The sequence below is a fragment of the Bacillus cereus group sp. RP29 genome (genome assembly GCF_040459765.1).
Lineage (GTDB): Bacteria > Bacillota > Bacilli > Bacillales > Bacillaceae_G > Bacillus_A > Bacillus_A paranthracis.
Genome location: NZ_JARVHN010000001.1, coordinates 4265407 through 4284060, shown reverse-complemented (window position 1 = coordinate 4284060; position 18654 = coordinate 4265407). Strand labels below are relative to the sequence as shown.

Here is an 18654-nt window from a genome sequence, read left to right as displayed (position 1 = left end):
AAAAAAGAAAACACCTTGATTGTTATCAAGGTGTTGTAATAAGCTCAAAACTCTCCGAATCAGCCTCAACAATAAAAGGACTAACCTCGCCAACGCTATAAAGTTGCAATTCGTGCATCGCGCGCGTACAAGCAGTGTAGAATAATCTACGAACGCTCTCATCGCTGTATACATCTTTAGAAGCATTGTAAATAATAACAGCATCAAATTCGATACCTTTCGCTAAGTAAGCTGGGATCACGACGATGCCTTGCTCATACTCAGCTGAGTTACTCTTCACGAGTTTAATATTCTCGATATGAATAAGTGCCTCATAGGCCGCGGCGCTTTCAGCTGCAGATTTACATATAATTGCGATCGTGTTGTGATTTTGTTTTTGTAGTTCAGCAACTTTGGCAGTAATACGTTCGTGCAGTTCGCTGTCATTTGATACTTTCGTCACTGTAGGTTTCTCGCCGTCACGTTCAAAGGCGTGAATGTTCTTTCCTTCTGGTACGAGAGCACGTGTGAATTCAATAATTGGTTTTGTTGAGCGATAGCTACGAGTTAAGTTAATGCCGTTTGTTTCATCCGGTCCGTATAAGCTAGTAAGTGTATTGAAATTCACTGTTTCACTTGCATGGGCAAATATCGCTTGATTAAAGTCACCGAGTACCGTCATTCTTGCAGCAGGGAAGAGACGTTTTAAAAACTCGAACTGAAACGGCGAATAATCTTGCGCTTCGTCTACGAGTACGTGTTTAATCGATCTATTCGTTTGGAAGCCTTCAATTAATTCTTTTAAAAGTAAAAATGGAGTCGCATCCTCGTAATATAGCTTTCCTTCATCTAGCATGTTCACCGTTAATGAGCAAATGTCATCCCAGTCTTTCGGTTTTTCTCCAGTAACCCATGATGCATCTGTGAATAGCTGTTTATATATTCCTGTGAAATTGATAAAGCGCAATGTTTGAACACCTTTGCGAAGTGGTTTCAATTTTTTACGGACAATCATACGTCCAAGTACTTGCGTTTCTTTCTCAAAATCGTTAAAGGAGTTGTCATCAAACTCACCTTTTTTCTGCAAGTATTTATAAGCCTTTTGATATTCATCTTTACTCAGTAGTTCAATTTCTTCTTCTACCCAAGGCTTTTTCAGTTCTGCTTTTTCAAGTACATCTATTTGCTTATTTAGCCAATCCGTTAACTTCTCAATACGGCTATGGAAGCGGAGGGAGGAGTCGGTATTGTAAAATTGCTCTGTAATTTCTTTCGCAGAGACAATTAGCTTTCCTCTAAATTTCATTCCTCTAAATAGCATGCCTGAAGATTCAAGAGATTGTCTGTACGCTCGAATCATCTCGAAAAATTGAGTAGATGCTTTAAATCGAATGCTCGCATTTCTCGTTTTATAGATAGGGTTATTCGTTTCAGTTAACATATATTCTAATTGTTCATAAGGATCTTCCACATCAAATGACTTACTTAGTCTATGATTTAAATATTCTTGGAATGTCACTTGCTGCATATTTTCTTCGCCGAGTTCAGGTAGTACGTTAGAAACGTAGCTATTGAACATAGAGTTAGGGGAGAAGAGAATAATTTGATCCGCTTTTAGCCATTCGCGATATTTATATAGTAAGTAGGCGATTCGTTGCAGCGCAGCTGATGTTTTACCGCTACCAGCAGCTCCTTGCACGATAAGGAGTCGGCCTTCATCGTGACGAATAATTTCATTTTGCTCGCGCTGAATCGTAGCGACGATACTTTGCATATGTTTGTTCGTACCTTTTCCGAGCGCTTGTTGCAAGATTTCATCGCCAATTGTAAGGCTCGTATCGAACATAGAATCAATCTCGCCATTTTGAATAATGTATTGTAATTTTTTCTCCACATTACCGTGAATTACGCCTCCTGGTGTACTGTATTCAGCCGGTCCTGGTGGATAATCGTAGTACACACTTGAAATGGGTGCGCGCCAGTCATATATAAGAAAATTTTCTCCGCTTGCATCAGTAAGCGTGGCTACACCGATATAAATTTGCTCCGCAGCAGATTCTCCTTCTTCTTTAAAATCAATTCGTCCAAAATAAGGTGATTTATGCATGCGTTTTAGTGCGGCAAGTCGATTAAAGGTGTGCTTATGAGTAATTTGTGTGACAGCTAGTGACTGAGCTTGTTGTCTTAAGTTGATAACTGTTTCAAGATAATCATCAAAAGTATCAGTATTCACTTTCACGTCATCCCAGAAATGTTTACGAATATTGATTACTTCTGCTCGGCGTCTGCCAGTTTCGTTTTCCAGCTTATCAATTTGCTGTGTAATCGTTTCGATTACGGTATCCAATCGTTTTTGCTCTAAATCAAGTTTTTTGTTCATACGATAGCACTCCTTTAAAAGTGAAAAATAGAGGTTGACTGAAGATGTGTTTTGGTGTAAAATTAAGATACGGATAAATACGTTCTATTTGTTTTAGAAAACGTGTTTCTGTACTAATTTAACATAGTTTTTTCATTTAATCAATGATAATAAGATAAACCTTGGTTCCATGATACGTGGATCAAGGTTTTTTTGTGTTTATAGAGGGAGTCACGCTTGTTGTCGTTTTTTGTCGGTAAGTCGATATATTTTGAAAATCGCTGATATATCTCGAAAATCGCCGATATAATTGGAGTTGTGGTCGATATATTTAAAAAATCGCCGATATAATTTATTCAGAGGACCAACTATATAATTTCATTTACCGAAATCGGACATAGTTACCGGGAGAAGAGGGCATATAAAAAAGCTTGGGCCGAAGCCCAAGCTTTTTATTTCATTATTTCTTTTCGTCTTTCTTAGCGTCAGCTTTTTTCTCTTCGAAAAGATCTTTTAAATCTTTATCATCAACTTTTACGTCAGCTTTTTTGATTTCTTTCATCATAAGATCGTTCATGAATTCGCCGTCTTGTGATTTCTTCTGAACGATTTCTTTTTTGATGTCAGCTTTAGATTGTTCGAATGATTTTTCTGGCTCTTTAATGTCAGTTACTTTAATGATGTGGTAACCGAATTGTGATTTCACAGGTTCGCTTACTTCATCTTTTTTCAGCTTATAAGCAGCCTCTTCGAATTCTTTAACCATTTTGCCAGGTCCGAAGAATCCTAAGTCGCCACCTTTTTCTTTTGAACCAGTATCTTCAGAGTATTGTTTCGCTAACTCTTCGAAAGATTTACCTTGTCCAAGTTCTTCTTTAACCTTTTTAGCAGTTGCTTCATCTTTTACAAGAATGTGGCTTGCTTTAATTTCAGGCTTGTAATTATCTTTCAATTCTTTATCAGTGATTGTTTTCTCGATAGCTTTTTCTTGCGCTAATTGAGCACGCACACCAGTTTTTAACGTTTCTTCTTTAATACCTTGTTGTTTTAATAGTGTATCGAATTGATCACCGTATTGTTTTTTCATTTCATCGAACTTTTTGTCTACTTCTTTGTCTTCAACTTTGTAGTTTTTAATAAGTACTTTTTCCATAACCATGTTATTTAGTACTTGTTTACCAGCTTGTGTCTTCATTTGCTCGTAGAATTCTTCTTTTGTAATGTCACCAGCTTTAGATGTAACGATTTTGTCTGATGATGATGTTCCACATGCTGATAATGCGATTACACTTGTTGCGGCTAAGGCAAGCATAGCTTTCTTCATTCGATAAACACTCCTACTATTATGTATTTTTAATTTATCCTACACCAATGAATTTTAGTTCATAAGAGCCCGATTAAGTCTCACTGATACTTTTGCTTTGTATATTGGTAAAGCGCGCTTAACAGGGCTTACCGAGGCTTTAGGATAAAGTTAAGATGCGTGTCATTTATTTCATAGTATAAGCAATATGTACAAAATTTAATATATCATATTTCGACGTGTTTTCATATTGATAAAGAAAAATTAACCAGTACGTGTCAGATTTTGAAGGTGTGCCATATTGGGCGTATGTCGCATATACAGAAAAGAGGAGGGGATGGGGGATGAATTCTCAACTTATTTTATTACTTGTACTGTTTATTTTATTGGTTATTGTAGGTATAATTTGCTTATAGAGGAAAAAAGTGAGGAAGGGGCTTTCCTTCCTCACTTTCCATGAAATATAATTTCTATATAACTAGAAATTAATAAAATTGTTATACATACATTAATAACCCGAAAGACACCGGGTTGGCGGCTCGCAGATATTTGTTTTCGTTCACACAGTGTATGTGTCATGAAATTCGTGTAAAATATAACAAGAAGTGCGAATGCGACAAAAACAACTGTTATAAGTGTCATGAGGCGAGACCTCCTTTTGGCTAAAATACATATACTTTATATATTGTATCATACGATATTTTGTTCGTGTTATAAAATTCAGAAATAGAAGACTTTGTGTTAGAAAGTGAGGGAGAAAATGGACGTTGTTAGAAGATTAGAACAAGCTGAATACTACGTAGACCTACTATTTAAAATGATTGATGAAGAAAAGTGTCCATTTTATTCTTTGATCATAAAGAAAAAAGCTCGTAAAAAAGATGTTGAACGTATACTACATCTTTGTGAAAAACTGAACGAACAATATGTAGCGGAGAAAGCAGAAGGCCTTCTTTTGTTCGATGCGCTGTTAGATCAATTTGAAAAAGCGCTTCCACATCAGCTCGAAGTACACGAAACTGCGGAAGCGCTAGCAAAACAAGGTTTATTCAAACCGCTTATGAATGAATTCTTAAGCATGATTGCGAAAAAATAAATAGATTATTTCTTAACTAACTTCTGATCGGATTCTGTAAAGTTCTCTTCAATATCTTCTAATGATTTCTCAAAAATATCGATGAAGTCTTGTCCGTAAATGTTACGCAAGATAGCAATCAGTTCGATATTTTCTGGGAACTTCCCATAAAAATTACGAAGTGCAAGAGCCCCATTAAACACTGAATTATTTTCAGGGTCATACTCCTCCATTAAGCGAAGTAGTAATTCTTCCCCTTTGTCTGTAATTTCGATGTACGTATTTCGTTTATCATCTTCTTTTTTCGAGAATACAAGATAGCCGCGTTCTTCCAACTTTTTCGAGAAGTTAAACGCCGTTGATACGTGCATAACTCCAAACTTAGCAATCTCAGAAATAGAAGCCCCTTTTAAATGATAAGCGATTGTTAAAATATGATGCTCATTAATGTTTAAATCATAAGGTTTAATCCACATCTGCCAATCTTTCTCTACACATTTCCATAACGCTTTCGATAATTGAGCAATGCGTTGGCTGAAAATCATCGCTTCTTTTACCGAGTAATCTTTTTCTCCACTTTTCATATACTCACCCACTTTAACATTCTTTTTCATTACTATCTATTATGCCAGTAAAATAAAAATTAATAAAGTCTTTTTGTGAGAATTGTGAAAATTTTTTAAAAAAATGACATTCTATACAAATCATGCATAACTATGGAAGCGGTTTATGAGTCATGAATACATGTGTTGTCCATACATGTTAAGTGATAACATATATTGTAAATGCATAAAAACACGGCATATCTATGTGATATGCCGTGTTAAGGTCCATTTATATAAAAAATATTTGTTATATGCAAAAAACTAAGCAGGAATTTGTTTACGCTTTTTCCGGAACAGCTTCTTGTAGTTTCTCAATTGATTTTTGAATGTCCAAAATCTCTTTCTCAATATGTCGTTTGTTTTGAGAAATATCTTGCTTCCAGTTAGAAAGTGTATCGTGCATATCGTCTTTTAATTCTTGGAACACTTCTTTACCTTCTGAAGCAGTTTCAACGATTTGACGTTTTAATAATTTTGTATCAGCTGTAATATCAGCTAAAGTCTTTTTAATATCATTTCCTTTTTCTTTTAACTTGCCGCGCATGTCTTTGCCAGAAGAAGGAGTTGAGAAAAGAACAGCTAGTCCAGCAACTGCTCCGCCGCAAATGACACCGGTAATAAAGGATTTAGCTTTTGACATAAAAGGAGACCTCCTTATTTTTTGTTCGTATTCATGATGTGAAAAAATATGCATATCTTTAAGACGAGGGAAAGGAAAGTGTGCAGTCCCTGGCATCTTAAGTGGAGAAACAAGCCGTGCCATATTTAATCACTTTAGGAAAGTGGCTTGTTATGTATGACTACTTATTATAGTGTCACTATTTCACGCTATTTGCAATTGTACTTGCGATGTTTTGTAAATTTTCCATTGTGTATTCATTTTGATGTGATTTCCAAACAGCACCGAAACCATCGTTTTCACCGTAGCGTGGAATTAAATGAAGGTGGAAGTGGAACACAGTTTGTCCAGCTTTTTCACCGTTGTTGTTAAGTAGGTTAAAGCCAACTGGATTAAACTCTGCTTTAATCGCATTTGCGATTTTTGGAACGACAGAAAAAATATGTGATGCGATTTCTGGCGTTAACGCAAAAATGTCTTGTTTGTGAACTTTCGGAATAACAAGAGTATGTCCTTTTGTCACTTGACTAATATCTAAAAATGCAAGCACATGTTCATCTTCGTATACTTTTGAGCAAGGGATTTGCCCGTCAATGATTTTGCAAAAAATACAATTATCCGCTGTATGATTCATTGATCTCATCCTTTCAAATATCCTTAGCCGTATTTTACCATAATTACATAAGAGAACAAACACGAAAAACAGGAAGCTGACTCAGCTTCCTGTTTTCTGAAGAGGGATTGAAAAAGCATTATCGTAATTTACGTTTCGCAGACACCTCATTTATTTTAAGAAATGCACGGTAAATCGGCTAAAGTTTCTGCCGTAGACACCCCATTTTCAAGTGAAATGAATTGCAATCTTTTTAAATGAAATTGTTTACTTTTTAAAACAGTATATGCTCTTTCGGAGACACCCCGTTTCGAAAATAAAACAAATAATCTGGTTATGTGTAAATTCCTTTGTCCAACATGGACACCCCATTTCATGATGACTTCACTATGTTGTTGTACTCATCAATAGGTGGTCGCTTTTTCAATGTGTTCCTTCTTCAATAATTATGATGTCCGCTTTCGTAATAATATATGCGAACAAATTTAAATTTTTTTTGAACGCATCGATACTATGTAGTACAGCGTAATTTTTGGTAAGATGAATATAGAACGAATATAAATGAAGAAAGTGGTGTCGTATGAGCGAGTTATTGCGTGTAGAAAATGTTACAGGAGGATATACGAAACGACCTGTATTAAAAGATGTTTCGTTCTCTGTGAATAAAGGTGAACTTGTCGGCTTAATCGGTTTAAATGGAGCAGGTAAAAGTACGACGATTAAACATATTATCGGTTTAATGGAACCGAAAAAAGGAACTGTCACGATTAATGGGAAAACAATTCGTGATGATATGACAGCGTACCGTTCTAGTTTTTCGTTCATCCCAGAAACACCAGTATTATATGATGAGCTAACGCTAGAAGAACATTTGAAGTTAACAGCGATGGCTTACGGTGTTGATGAAAAACAATATGAAGAACGTGTAGGACAATTATTACAAGAATTCCGTATGAAAAATCGTTTGAAATGGTTTCCGTCTCATTTCTCAAAAGGGATGAAACAAAAAGTAATGATTATGAGTGCGTTTTTAGTAGAGCCATCTCTTTACATTGTGGACGAACCGTTCGTTGGGCTTGATCCGTTAGCAATCCAATCACTCCTTCAAATGATGGACCAAATGAAAAAGAGTGGTGCAGGTATTTTAATGAGTACACATATTTTAGCGACGGCAGAGCGTTATTGTGATTCGTTCATTATTTTGCATCAAGGCGAAGTGAGAGCGAAGGGAACATTATCTGAGCTGCAATCACAGTTTCATATGCCAGGTGCAACGTTAGATGATATTTATATTGCATTAACGAAGGAAGAAGATTATGAATAGCACAGCGTTATGGAAAGAACGATTTCGTTACTTTTTACAAGAAGTTCGTACATATAGTAAATACGTATTTAATGATCATTTAAAATTTATTTTCGTATTCATCATCGGCGCAGGAGCGTATTATTACCAGCAATGGTTACAAACGTTAACACCTTCGTTTCCGACTGCGCTCGTTATGGCAGTGTTGCTTGGACTCATATTAACGGCCGGATCCATTCAAACGTTGTTAAAAGAAGCGGATCTCGTTTACTTACTGCCAGTTGAAGAAAAGTTAAAACCATACTTCACAAAGGCATTTCTTTTTACGTTTATGATTCAGTTATACATAATTGCAATCGTAGCAGCAGCGCTTGCTCCGTTATACTTCCAGCAAATGAAACAAACAGGAGCTGGTTACATATGGATTGTAATCGCGTTTATCATTGTAAAAGCGTGGAATTTATTCGTAGCATGGGAAAAGTCATTTTTAACAGATCAAAATATACAAAGAGCCGATTGGTTCATTCGATTTATTTTAAACGCCTTATTTGTTTATTTCCTTGTGGAACGTACTTCCGTTATGTTTATTGCCGGAATCATCCTTCTGATGGTGTTATACCTCGCTATTCTGCATCAAATGGTGAAGGGAAAGCCGTTAAACTGGGAGTATTTAATTTCTGAAGAAGGTAAGAAGATGATGCTGCTGTACCGCATCGCGAACATGTTCGTTGATGTACCAGCATTAAAAGAGAGAGTAGCACGTAGAAAATGGCTTGATTTCATTCTTTCGATGATCGGTGAAAAGCGTACCTATTTATACTTATATACGAGAACGTTCTTAAGATCTGGTAATTATTTTGGCTTATATGTGCGCCTGCTCGCTCTTGGCGGAGTTATTCTTTACTTCATTCCGTTTTTATATGGACGATTTATCGTAAGCCTTATCTTCCTATACTTAATCGGTTATCAGCTATTAACTTTATGGAAACATCACCGCATGAAAATTTGGCTTGATTTGTACCCAGTAGGCGGAGAAGAGAAGAAGAAAGATTTTCTTACTTTATTAAATGCAATTCTCATTATTGGCAGCGTTGTATTTACAATCATATTTGCACTTGCTACGAAAGATTTCATGATGACAGGAATTTTACTAGTCGTAAGCATAGTATTTAGTATCGGTTTCGTTTATCAATATGGGGCAAAACGTATTGAGCGTTTAAATTGAAGGGAATGAACTTATGATTACATATGAAGAAAAGGTTATAAAAGAACTGGAGCAGTGGAAAGCTACATTCATGAAAGATTCTTCTATGATGACACGGTTCTCAAAGAAAGTGCAGACGAAAGTACAGCAGCTTATTCCGGCGAAAGTGCAAAAAGTATTAACAGAAACGATTCGGATGATGGTGCAAACAATTAGTGCCGGATCAAACTTTATAAAGCCGAAATTAAAAGAGACGAACTGGTCGTTGCAAAGACGAGATGATGAAGTACGTAAAAAAATGGATGAGTATAAAAAAATAGCAGCGGCAGAAGGAGCGGGGACGGGAGCAGGAGGTATTCTCCTTGGCCTTGCTGACTTTCCGCTGTTGCTCGGCATTAAAATTAAATTTTTATTCGATGCAGCAACATTGTACGGATTTGATACGAGCGATAAAGAAGAGCGCCTTTTTATCCTTCACGTTTTCCAACTTGCCTTTTCAAGTGATGAACACCGAAAAGAAATATGGAAAGCAATCGAAACGTGGGATACAGAAGAAGAAAATCATATGGACTGGGAAAAGTTCCAAACAGAGTACCGAGACTATATCGATTTAGCGAAAATGCTTCAGCTCGTACCAATAATCGGTGCCCCGGTCGGCGCATATGCAAACTATCAATTACTGCAAAGACTTGGAGAAGTAACGATGAATTGTTATCGTATGCGATTGTTGAATAAGGATTAAAAACAAGGCGTCCTACATGTGTAATGTAGGACGCCTTTTCTTAGAAGCCAAGCCCAATATAGCTAACTCCAACTATAATCAATACGACAAAAAGTACAATGAGTAATGAAAATCCACTTTTGCCAGCTTGTCCAGCTTCACCGCCGCCATTACCACCACTACCGCCTTTACCACCAAGTCCCATATGATATCCTCCTTATTGTTATATATTGCTTTTGTTTTATATTCTTCTCCATTTACCAATAAATTCCTCCTGGAGCGCTAACTAACTTGAAAATCATTTCGTTTCATTTTATAATTTACTTACCGACCGGTAAGTAAAAATAAGTGAGGTACAGTATGACAAAGAATTTACAAACATCGCAAAACATTGTAGAGGCTTCATTTAAACTTATGGCAGAGCACGGCATTGAGAAGATGAGCCTTTCCATGATTGCGAAAGAGGTAGGTATTTCAAAACCGGCCATTTATTATCATTTTTCTTCTAAAGAAGCGTTAGTCGATTTTTTATTTGAAGAAATTTTCTCTGGGTATCATTTCGTGAGTTATTTCGATAAAGAGCAATATACGAAAGAAAACTTTGCAGAAAAGTTAATCGCAGATGGTTTACATATGCTCTCTGAGTATGAAGGACAAGAAGGAATACTGCGCGTCATAAATGAATTTATCGTAACTGCGGCGCGAAATGAAAAGTATCAGAAACGCTTATTTGAAATACAAGAAGAGTTTTTAAATGGTTTCCACGAATTATTGAAGAAAGGCGCGAGACTGGGCATTGTGTCACAAGATGCAACGGAAGAAAACGCTCATACGCTAGCGCTTGTAATTGATAATATGAGCAATTACATACTCATGGGATTTCAGTTAAAGTATAAGGAAATTTGGATTCGAAATGTGAAAAACGTCATGAAGGAGGAGTAAAGATGAAAATGCAAAAAAACTGGTGGCTCGGTTTTCTTGGATTTATTGGGGTGTATAAAATTCCAGGCATGATAGAAGCTTTTCAAGCGGATGGAAATTGGATGAAGTTAATCGGTTTCATTTGGCTACTTTGGTTCGGATATTTTATTCCTGAGAAGAAAGAAGATTGAATTTCAATTTTCTGTAAGGTTATGTAAAATATAGATTGAGACTATTCATATATTAGATTACTAGATTTGGAGTGGTTACATGGATCCATTGAAAAATGAAATTCACCCTGACATGGTCAAGGTGTGGAAAGTTCGGGCTGTAATTGAAGAAGGAATCGGTATTCTTGTCATTTTAGCTTACCTTTTCCTCATGATAAAGTTTGATTGGTGGGCGTGGATTTTGTATGTGATGATTGGGCTAACAGTTGTGTTCGCACCATTTTCGTACTTTTTATTCCCAAAACTACGTCAGCGTTATTACAGCTACCAACTAAATGAAGAAGAACTTGAAATTCAACACGGTCTTTTCGTCGTAAAGCGCGTATTAGTACCGATGATTCGTGTACAGCATGTGACGATTGAACAAGGACCGATTATGAGAAAATACGGTTTAGCAGAATTACACATTTCAACAGCAGCAACTTCTCACAGCATTCCAGGCTTAACGATGTATGAAGCGGAAATGTTGAAAACGAAAATCGCAGAATTAGCGAAAGTGAGTGATGAGGATGTATAAGAGGCAGCATCCAATCACGATGTTACTGGAATTAAAAATAACAGATTTTATACCACTCTTTATTTTCATGTTTAGCTTAAATGGAAAATTCCCGTTTTGGTATTTAATTCCCGCTGCATTCGGTTTACTCACCGTTTTTTCAGCGTTTGAAAAATGGTATTACACAACATACTGGGTTGAAAATAACGTATTACATGTAAAACAAGGCCTCTTTGTGAAGAAGGAGAGCTACTTAAATAAAGAACGTGTTCAAACGATTAATACAAGTTCTAACGTGTTATATCAAATGCTTGGCTTAAAGAAAATCCAAATCGAAACAGCTGGTGGGGGCGATGATGCGGAGGTTAGTTTAGCCGGTATTACAGTAGAAGAGGCAACTGAGCTTATTGCTTTGCTAAATGAGCCAACTCCAGAAATGAAAGCAGAAGGAACGCTAGACGAAAAAGCGGAACATGCAATAGAAAAAGAAATCGTTACAGAAGAAAAACAAACGACAGAATATAAATTGACTTGGAAAGAAATTTTACTAGCCTCTGTTACATCGGGGCAGTTTGGACTATTATTCTCGTTAATCTTTTTCGTGTATCACCAAGTAGAGGAATACATTCCGAAATGGATAGAGAATGGCGTAAAGTCGTATGTAATGGACCACGATATATATGGCTTGATTTTCATGATAGCCATTTTGATCGTCCTTTCATGGATTATATCGACAATCGGTTATGCGCTAAAACATGGAGATTTCACAGTAAATCGAAGAAATGACGAAGTCCGCATTTCACAAGGATTACTTGAGAAAAAAGAACTTGTCCTAAAGTTACATCGTATTCAAGGTATTACGATAAAAGAAAGTATTTTACGTCAGCCATTCGGCTATTGTGCTGTGCAAGTAGAAGTGATTCAAAGTAAGGGAACGGGTGACGAAAAAGAAAAAGTTACACTCCATCCAATCATTCGAAAAGACCGAGTACAACAGTTACTCGCACATTTACAATTACCATACGAACTGAATACAAATATGATTTCATTACCAAAAGCAGCATTACGCCGCTATCTCATTGATAGCTTTGTCTTTTTCGCAATGATAGCTATCCCGCTTATTGGAATAAGTATATACTCTGAAAAGCACTTCATTATGTGGGCACTCATTCCGCTTGCGATCCTCATCTTTATACTTGGATACGCAACATTTAAAACAAATGGTTACAGTGTAAATGGAGAGCAAATTACGCTTGTATATCGTAGTGTTGGAAAATATACAGGACTTGTTAGAAGAAGACACGTCCAATCAATGGAAAAGACGCAATCCTATTTCCAGCGCCGCGCGGATTTATGTACGTATAAGTTTTCGAGCGCATCATCGAGTTATAAATTAGAGCATACGAGAGTAGAAGATGCGGAGAGAATGCAGGATTGGTATAAGAAGAGAATAAGTGAGAATTAAATGGAATAGCTCGTCTTTTGCGGAAGGCGAGTTATTTTTCTATGTAAAAATGATAGGAAATAATGAATAATATATGTGACGCCAAAAAAGTGAGGTGAGCAGGATTGGGGAAATTTTTAATTCCGTATTCCCATTCTTTATTAAGCTTATTTATTTCAATGACGATAATTCAAATATACGATGAGAAGGGGATTTTTGAAGGAGAGCTATTTTCTATTTTTACGAATCTTTTTATTACTATGGCCCAAATGTTGGTCGCTACTTTAATAGTTGGAGTCCCTGTTGTTTTAGTTGGATGTCTTCTTGGAGAGATATTGTTTAGGTGCGTTATTTTACCTATAAAGCTACATTTTATCCCATCCTTAATTTTATATATTCTTTTAGCCATAAGTATTGTTTTTTGCTATGAAGTTATATCTGACGGGGTTCCTACAACATATGAAAATACTCGTATTATTAAAATGATGTACTTTATGGGATTAACTATAATTTGCTCTATTACATTTTTAGTAAGTAGGACTACATATGAAGGAAAATAAGGTGATTATATGAAATACACTTGTCCATGCTGCGGATATAAAACATTAGAAGAAGAACCACCAGGTACATATGAAATTTGTAACATATGTTTTTGGGAAGATGATTCTGTTCAATTTAAAGAGCCTGACTATGAAGGCGGGGCAAATGAAGTTTTGTTAAGACAAGCGCAGGAAAATTTCATTGTGTTTGGTGCCTGTGAAAAGCGATGTATTGAATTGGTTAGAAAGCCGACTAGTGAAGATGTGAAGGATGCTAGTTGGAAGCAAATTTGTTAAATAGCTTTAAATAAAAATGTTATTACTCAATTTAACAAGAGTAATAACATTTTTTTATGCCATGATGAAAGAATGAACGCCGCCTTATCAAATAAAAAAGAAATAAAATTTTCGTCTTTGGAGACAACTAATTATTAATTTGATGATTTAGCTGATTTTTTTTGTAGTTATTGAAAAACACCATAGTTTCTAGAGAGTGAACAGGGGTTTTGAATTGATTTAAAGTTGACGGAACAAAATAAAACGAATAGAGCAAAAAAACTTGCAAAACTAAAAGAGGAGTTGTATATTAATTGATGCATCAAATATTGATGTATCAATTAATATTTTAATAAGTAAGAAGGAAGAATTTTCGAAAACGTGTTATTCAGACGATGTCGGATTTTTATATAAGCTATAAGATTAAAGCAAAGATAGAGGGGGCACAATACTATGGAAATAATCGCAGCTATTTTAGTCGGGATCGTAGCATTAGAACATTTATTTATCATGATCCTCGAAATGTTTTTTATGAATTCAAAAGTGGCAAAACGTGCTTTTCAATTACCCGAGCATTTAGAAGGAGATCGAAACGTAGCCATTATGTTTGCAAACCAAGGTTTATATAATGGATTTTTAGCCGTTGGTCTCATTTGGGGACTTATACTTGGTCTCAATTCAATTGGTTATATGGTTCAATTATTCTTTGTAATGTGTGTGGTAGTAGCAGCTCTGTTCGGCGGTTTCACATCTAATAAATCAATTATTGTAAAACAAGGACTTCCAGCTATATTAGCGTTGATTGCCCTTTTAATTGTGATATAGAACTAAAGCGTTTGTATAAAAGAACTCATTTTTGAAAAATACGTTATTCTTTCTTCCTATAGGCTCATAGGAAAGAATAGCGTATTTTTTCTTTTTAAGGGGGTATATCCTTCAATTTAATCAAAAATGTAAATTCTTTTTTTAGCGCGATTGTTATGAAAATACGTATTACATTAAGGATTAGAACCGGATTAACGCTTTAAAATATAGAAGGTGGGGAAAATAATGTAAAAAAACTATTGTATGTTTAAAAACAGTGTGTTACATTTTTGTTACAAAATAGTTACAAACCGTAACTTATATTGCAGTTTGTTTTCTTTTTGTTTTTTAGTATGTTACAAATCGGAGTGTGTATCAAATCGTCAGAAGATATATGAAGTTCAAAAAGTTTTTCTATGTGTATAAGAGTGTGTGTAGTAAAGAGCTTGGTGAGAACTTTGCGCACATTATTAAAATTCCTTTCTGTCTTTAAAAGAAGAAAACCAACTATTTAGGAGTTTTAAGTAATGATAGTAAATGAAATGTACTTCCTTTCCCGCACATAAAGTACATATTTACGCTCAGTCTAATTACTACACAGACTTTTATACATATAAAGCTATTGTTTTAGGGGATATATAGGAGGAGAAAAAATGAAAAAGTTATTAATGGTAATTGGACTTACATTTTTAATGTTAGCTGGATGTAGTAATGGGAATTTTGACAAAGTAATGGATGAAGGAAAGACCGCGTTAACGAATAAAGAGTATAAAAATGCCTTATCATCATTTGAAAAAGCACTAGATGAGAAGAAAGATGATTCAGATGCAAAGGTGCTTGTAGAACAAACAAAAGCAATGATTGAAGCTGTGAAGTTAAAAGAAGAAACAAAGGTAGAAGAATCAATCAAGTCATTTGAAAAAGTAGAGAACATGAAGGATGGAAATAGTACGTTAGTAAAACAAGCGAAGGAAGAACGAACAGCATTATTAGCTATCGTCGAACAAAAAAAGAAGTATAGCGAGCAACTAGTGAAAAGTGAAGAGTTAATAAATAAGAAAAATTACGCAGAAGCGAAAGATATATTAAATAAGCTAGTTTCAGAAACAAAAGATAACAAAAATCTTGAAGAATATAATAAAAAGGCTTCAGGATTAATTACTAAAATTGGTGAAGCAGAAAAGAATGCAACGGTAGCGAAGGCAGAAAAAACTAATGTAGCAACGAATCAAAAGGTAACAACAGAGAAGCCTCAAAAAGTAGAAACAGAAAAGAACCAAAAGGTAACGACAGAGAAGCCTCAAAAGGTAGAAGCAGAAAAGAACCAAAAGGTAACAGCAGAGAAGCCTCAAAAAGTAGAAACAGAAAAGAACCAGAAGGTAACGACAGAGAAGAACCAAAAGGTAGAAACAGGAAAGACTCAAGATGCATTTACTTTTGAGAAAGCGAAAGAATATATTAAAAATGAATATAAAGAAGACTATGATTATACGCTAGAAAATACGCAAGTAGAGAATGGAAAGAAATATTATCAAATTAGAGTGCGTACGACATATAAAATAGAAGGCGCAGCTGGATCAGGATTTACTGGCGTATTTAAAGTATTTGAAGATGGTACGATTGTTGAAGTGCACTAAATTAATGGAAAGGTATCCTCAAAGTGTTTGAGGATACCTTTTTAGCGTAAAAAAAGCATCTAGCAAAAGTACTAGATGCAAATAAAAACACAAGGGAAGACAAAATTCTTCCCTTTTCCCGTAAGTAATTATATCAAAAAATTTATAAAAAACTAGCTTTATTTTTAATATAATTGATGTGTGAAGCTATGAAAGTATAAGATTACACTATTTTTGTAGTGTTTTGTTGAAAAAGGAGCCGCGTATATGATTAATTTTAAATCAGAAAATTTGAACCAACTATTAAAAGTAATGTTAATTAGTGCCAATAAGTCTTACGATGCGATTAAAGAGTATGAATGTACGGGAGAAGCAGTCGTATTCTGTGTAGACTTCGAATATATTGACGTTTCTCTTATGATTGTAGATATGTTAGGAAGATCGGCTTCTAGATTTAACATTTTGCCATTTGCTAAGCCAGATACGAATGAGATAGATTACATTCAGTTTCAAGTGTATTCCATTAATGAAGGGAATTTTAAAGAAGTTCTCGATACGATGTAAAAAACTATAATTTTACAAAAATGTATATACCAACTAATATATAAGTAATACATTCATATAATTGGAGTGATGAGATGCAGCCGTTAGAAAGGGAGATTCATTCTAATATGCTGAAAGTGTGGCGAATTCATGCTTTAATTGGGGCGGCAGTTATACTAGCAGTCGTAATTGCATATTTCTTTTTTATGATCAATTTTAATTGGTGGGGTTGGTTGTTTGGCTTGTTAGTCACAGGAGCTATTCTATTTATTCCGCTCGATTATTTTGTATTTCCAAATTTACGTCAGCGCTATTATAGTTACAGATTAAATGAAGAAGAGATTGAGATTCAAAAGGGAATGTTCGTTGTAAAACGCGTGCTTATTCCGATGATTCGTGTGCAGCACGTAACGATTGAACAGGGCCCGATTATGAGAAAGTACAATTTAGCAGAATTACATATTTCAACAGCAGCAACTTCTCATAGTATTCCAGGTTTAACGAAAGAAGAAGCAGAGCAGTTGAAAAGACAAATTGGAGAACTTGCGAAAGTGAGTGATGAGGATGTATAAGAGGCAACATCCGATCACGATTTTATTAGGTATTCGAGTTGCGACTTTGTTGCCTTTTATTTTTCTTGTTTTATTTCGATCAGATGATCAAGTAGAACCGTGGTATTTCTTACATCTTGTTCTTTTGGCTCTATTATTCATTATGGCTATTTTCTCAGCTATAAAATGGTATTTCAAAGTGTACTGGGTTGAAAATAATATTTTACATATTAAACATGGCGTCTTTGTAAAAAAAGAAAGTTACTTAAATAAAGAACGTGTGCAAAATATTAGTACGTCTTCTAACATCATCTATCAAATACTTGGACTGACGAAATTAAATATTGAAGCGGCAGGCGGCGGTACTGAGCCAGAAGTGATGTTGGCGGGTATTAGAGAAGCAGAAGCGAAGGAACTCATTGCTTTATTACATAAAGAAAGAAGTGTTGTGAGTGAAGAAGGGCCTGCGGAAGAAGGAAGTAAGACGGTATATCAGTTAACAACGAAAGAGATTTTAGCAGCATCTATTACATCTGGTAGATTCGGATTAGTGTTTTCTATGTTAGTCATCCTTTACACAGAGTTTAATCAATTTCTACCAGAATGGCTTATCAATAAAGTAGAAACGTATGTGATGGATAACGGTGTATATGAATTAATCGTTATGGCGGCGATTTTAATGGCAGTGTCGTGGGTCATTTCAACAGCAGGTTATGCATTAAAATATGCGAACTTTAAAATTGAGCGAAACGGAAATGAAGTTCGCATCGTGCAAGGTTTATTTGATAAGAAAGAGTTTGTTTTAAAATTACACCGTATTCAAGCGATTACGGTGAAAGAAGGCATTCTCCGCCAGCCTTTCGGATATTGCTCTGTCGAAGTAGAAGTCATTCAAAGTATAGAAGCGGCAGGAAATGAAGTGATGTTACATCCTTTTATGAAGAAAAAAGATGTGCAGCAGTTACTCGCATATTTACAGTTGCCGTATGAAATGGAAGCGGAAATCGTTCATTTACCGAAAGCAGCATTACGTCGTTATGTCATCATGGGCTGGATTACAAGTGCCGTACTCGCTGTGCCAATCATAGGTGCGAGTATATATTTAAAACAAAATATCGCGTTATTCACTCTCATACCATTATGTATTATATTTACGTTACTTGCATACGCGCGGTATACAAGTAGTGGTTATATGATACGGGACAATCAGTTAGTCATGGTATACCGAGGACTCGCGAAATATACAGGAATCATGCGAAGAAGGCATGTGCAAGCAGTCGGATACAGTCAGTCGTATTTCCAAAAGAAAGACGAGCTATGTACAGCTAACGTGTCAGTAGCGGGGCATCGTTATAAAGTGAAACATATACAAAAAGAAGATGCGCTTCGTATATATAATTGGTACAAAGAAAAAGGAAACACCGGTGTGTAACGGTGTTTCCTTTTTGTGTCG

General features: G+C 35.5%; 22 protein-coding genes. 15 read left to right on the top strand and 7 right to left on the bottom strand.

What is annotated here, in order from left to right; genetic code table 11:
* Window positions 1-25: 25 nt before the first annotated feature.
* The 3 genes from helD to QCI47_RS22665 form a co-directional block, all read right to left on the bottom strand.
* Window positions 26-2359: an RNA polymerase recycling motor HelD gene (helD, locus tag QCI47_RS22675; protein ID WP_163072780.1), complete on the bottom strand. Its 2334-nt coding sequence runs from the start codon at window positions 2357-2359 to the stop codon at window positions 26-28.
* Between the two features lie 439 nt (window positions 2360-2798).
* The gene (prsA, locus tag QCI47_RS22670; protein ID WP_000710072.1) at window positions 2799-3662 is read right to left on the bottom strand and encodes a peptidylprolyl isomerase PrsA; all 864 of its coding nucleotides are present in this window, start codon (window positions 3660-3662) and stop codon (window positions 2799-2801) included.
* Between the two features lie 426 nt (window positions 3663-4088).
* The gene (locus QCI47_RS22665; RefSeq protein WP_000172692.1) at window positions 4089-4283 is read right to left on the bottom strand and encodes a hypothetical protein; all 195 of its coding nucleotides are present in this window, start codon (window positions 4281-4283) and stop codon (window positions 4089-4091) included.
* Between the two features lie 118 nt (window positions 4284-4401).
* Here QCI47_RS22665 and QCI47_RS22660 point away from each other — a divergent pair, with 118 nt between their 5' ends.
* Entirely contained in the window at window positions 4402-4737 is a 336-nt protein-coding gene (locus QCI47_RS22660; RefSeq protein WP_000383660.1) for a DUF1878 family protein, read from the top strand.
* Between the two features lie 5 nt (window positions 4738-4742).
* On the opposite strand, the gene QCI47_RS22655 is transcribed toward QCI47_RS22660, so the two are convergent.
* The 3 genes from QCI47_RS22655 to QCI47_RS22645 all read right to left on the bottom strand — a co-directional run bounded on the left by QCI47_RS22655 (window position 4743) and on the right by QCI47_RS22645 (window position 6574).
* On the bottom strand, window positions 4743-5300 hold the full coding sequence (locus tag QCI47_RS22655; protein WP_000834918.1) for an HTH-type transcriptional regulator Hpr: 558 nt from the start codon (window positions 5298-5300) through the stop codon (window positions 4743-4745).
* Between the two features lie 298 nt (window positions 5301-5598).
* Window positions 5599-5961 carry a YtxH domain-containing protein gene (locus tag QCI47_RS22650; protein ID WP_000030300.1) on the bottom strand — a complete coding sequence of 121 codons (363 nt, stop codon included), beginning with the start codon at window positions 5959-5961 and terminating at the stop codon, window positions 5599-5601.
* A 178-nt stretch (window positions 5962-6139) separates the two neighbouring features.
* Window positions 6140-6574 (bottom strand): HIT family protein, encoded by a 435-nt coding sequence (locus QCI47_RS22645; protein WP_001016840.1) that lies wholly within the window; start codon window positions 6572-6574, stop codon window positions 6140-6142.
* A 559-nt stretch (window positions 6575-7133) separates the two neighbouring features.
* On the opposite strand from QCI47_RS22645, the gene ecsA reads away from it, so the two are divergent.
* Genes ecsA through ecsC form a run of 3 tightly spaced genes read left to right on the top strand, consistent with a single transcriptional unit; the run spans window position 7134 to window position 9802 of the window.
* Complete coding sequence (ecsA, locus tag QCI47_RS22640) at window positions 7134-7877, top strand: ABC transporter ATP-binding protein EcsA (RefSeq protein WP_001292602.1); 744 nt, start codon at window positions 7134-7136, stop codon at window positions 7875-7877.
* A complete protein-coding gene (gene ecsB, locus QCI47_RS22635) occupies window positions 7870-9081 on the top strand; it encodes an ABC transporter permease EcsB (protein ID WP_086707461.1) in 1212 nt (403 codons plus the stop codon). The genes ecsA and ecsB overlap by 8 nt, the downstream gene beginning before the upstream one ends.
* Window positions 9082-9094: 13 nt before the next feature.
* Entirely contained in the window at window positions 9095-9802 is a 708-nt protein-coding gene (gene ecsC / locus QCI47_RS22630) for an ecs operon protein EcsC (RefSeq protein WP_000634130.1), read from the top strand.
* 40 nt (window positions 9803-9842) lie between these two features.
* Here the strand turns inward: ecsC and QCI47_RS22625 are convergent, their stop codons facing one another.
* Window positions 9843-9986, bottom strand: coding sequence for a YjcZ family sporulation protein (locus QCI47_RS22625; RefSeq protein WP_000522746.1), 144 nt, complete (start codon window positions 9984-9986; stop codon window positions 9843-9845).
* 155 nt (window positions 9987-10141) lie between these two features.
* On the opposite strand from QCI47_RS22625, the gene QCI47_RS22620 reads away from it, so the two are divergent.
* From QCI47_RS22620 to QCI47_RS22570, 11 genes are all read left to right on the top strand, one after another.
* Window positions 10142-10723: a TetR/AcrR family transcriptional regulator gene (locus tag QCI47_RS22620; RefSeq protein ID WP_309422067.1), complete on the top strand. Its 582-nt coding sequence runs from the start codon at window positions 10142-10144 to the stop codon at window positions 10721-10723.
* A 2-nt stretch (window positions 10724-10725) separates the two neighbouring features.
* Complete coding sequence (locus tag QCI47_RS22615; protein ID WP_000783813.1) at window positions 10726-10893, top strand: hypothetical protein; 168 nt, start codon at window positions 10726-10728, stop codon at window positions 10891-10893.
* A 79-nt stretch (window positions 10894-10972) separates the two neighbouring features.
* Window positions 10973-11449, top strand: coding sequence for a PH domain-containing protein (locus QCI47_RS22610; RefSeq protein WP_000371358.1), 477 nt, complete (start codon window positions 10973-10975; stop codon window positions 11447-11449).
* On the top strand, window positions 11442-12893 hold the full coding sequence (locus QCI47_RS22605; RefSeq protein WP_076867627.1) for a PH domain-containing protein: 1452 nt from the start codon (window positions 11442-11444) through the stop codon (window positions 12891-12893). Before QCI47_RS22610 ends, QCI47_RS22605 begins: the two co-directional genes overlap by 8 nt.
* Before the next feature lie 104 nt (window positions 12894-12997).
* Window positions 12998-13432 carry a hypothetical protein gene (locus tag QCI47_RS22600; RefSeq protein ID WP_074540055.1) on the top strand — a complete coding sequence of 145 codons (435 nt, stop codon included), beginning with the start codon at window positions 12998-13000 and terminating at the stop codon, window positions 13430-13432.
* Window positions 13433-13441: 9 nt separating this feature from the next.
* Window positions 13442-13708: a CPCC family cysteine-rich protein gene (locus QCI47_RS22595; protein WP_309422070.1), complete on the top strand. Its 267-nt coding sequence runs from the start codon at window positions 13442-13444 to the stop codon at window positions 13706-13708.
* 432 nt (window positions 13709-14140) lie between these two features.
* The gene (locus QCI47_RS22590) at window positions 14141-14512 is read left to right on the top strand and encodes a DUF1304 domain-containing protein (RefSeq protein WP_000402491.1); all 372 of its coding nucleotides are present in this window, start codon (window positions 14141-14143) and stop codon (window positions 14510-14512) included.
* A 632-nt stretch (window positions 14513-15144) separates the two neighbouring features.
* Complete coding sequence (locus QCI47_RS22585) at window positions 15145-16128, top strand: hypothetical protein (RefSeq protein ID WP_071741540.1); 984 nt, start codon at window positions 15145-15147, stop codon at window positions 16126-16128.
* 246 nt (window positions 16129-16374) lie between these two features.
* Window positions 16375-16671 carry a hypothetical protein gene (locus tag QCI47_RS22580; RefSeq protein ID WP_000606841.1) on the top strand — a complete coding sequence of 99 codons (297 nt, stop codon included), beginning with the start codon at window positions 16375-16377 and terminating at the stop codon, window positions 16669-16671.
* A gap of 74 nt (window positions 16672-16745) precedes the next feature.
* Complete coding sequence (locus QCI47_RS22575) at window positions 16746-17222, top strand: PH domain-containing protein (RefSeq protein ID WP_001182705.1); 477 nt, start codon at window positions 16746-16748, stop codon at window positions 17220-17222.
* On the top strand, window positions 17215-18633 hold the full coding sequence (locus QCI47_RS22570) for a PH domain-containing protein (protein WP_074543178.1): 1419 nt from the start codon (window positions 17215-17217) through the stop codon (window positions 18631-18633). The genes QCI47_RS22575 and QCI47_RS22570 overlap by 8 nt, the downstream gene beginning before the upstream one ends.
* The last annotated feature ends 21 nt before the right edge of the window (window positions 18634-18654 follow it).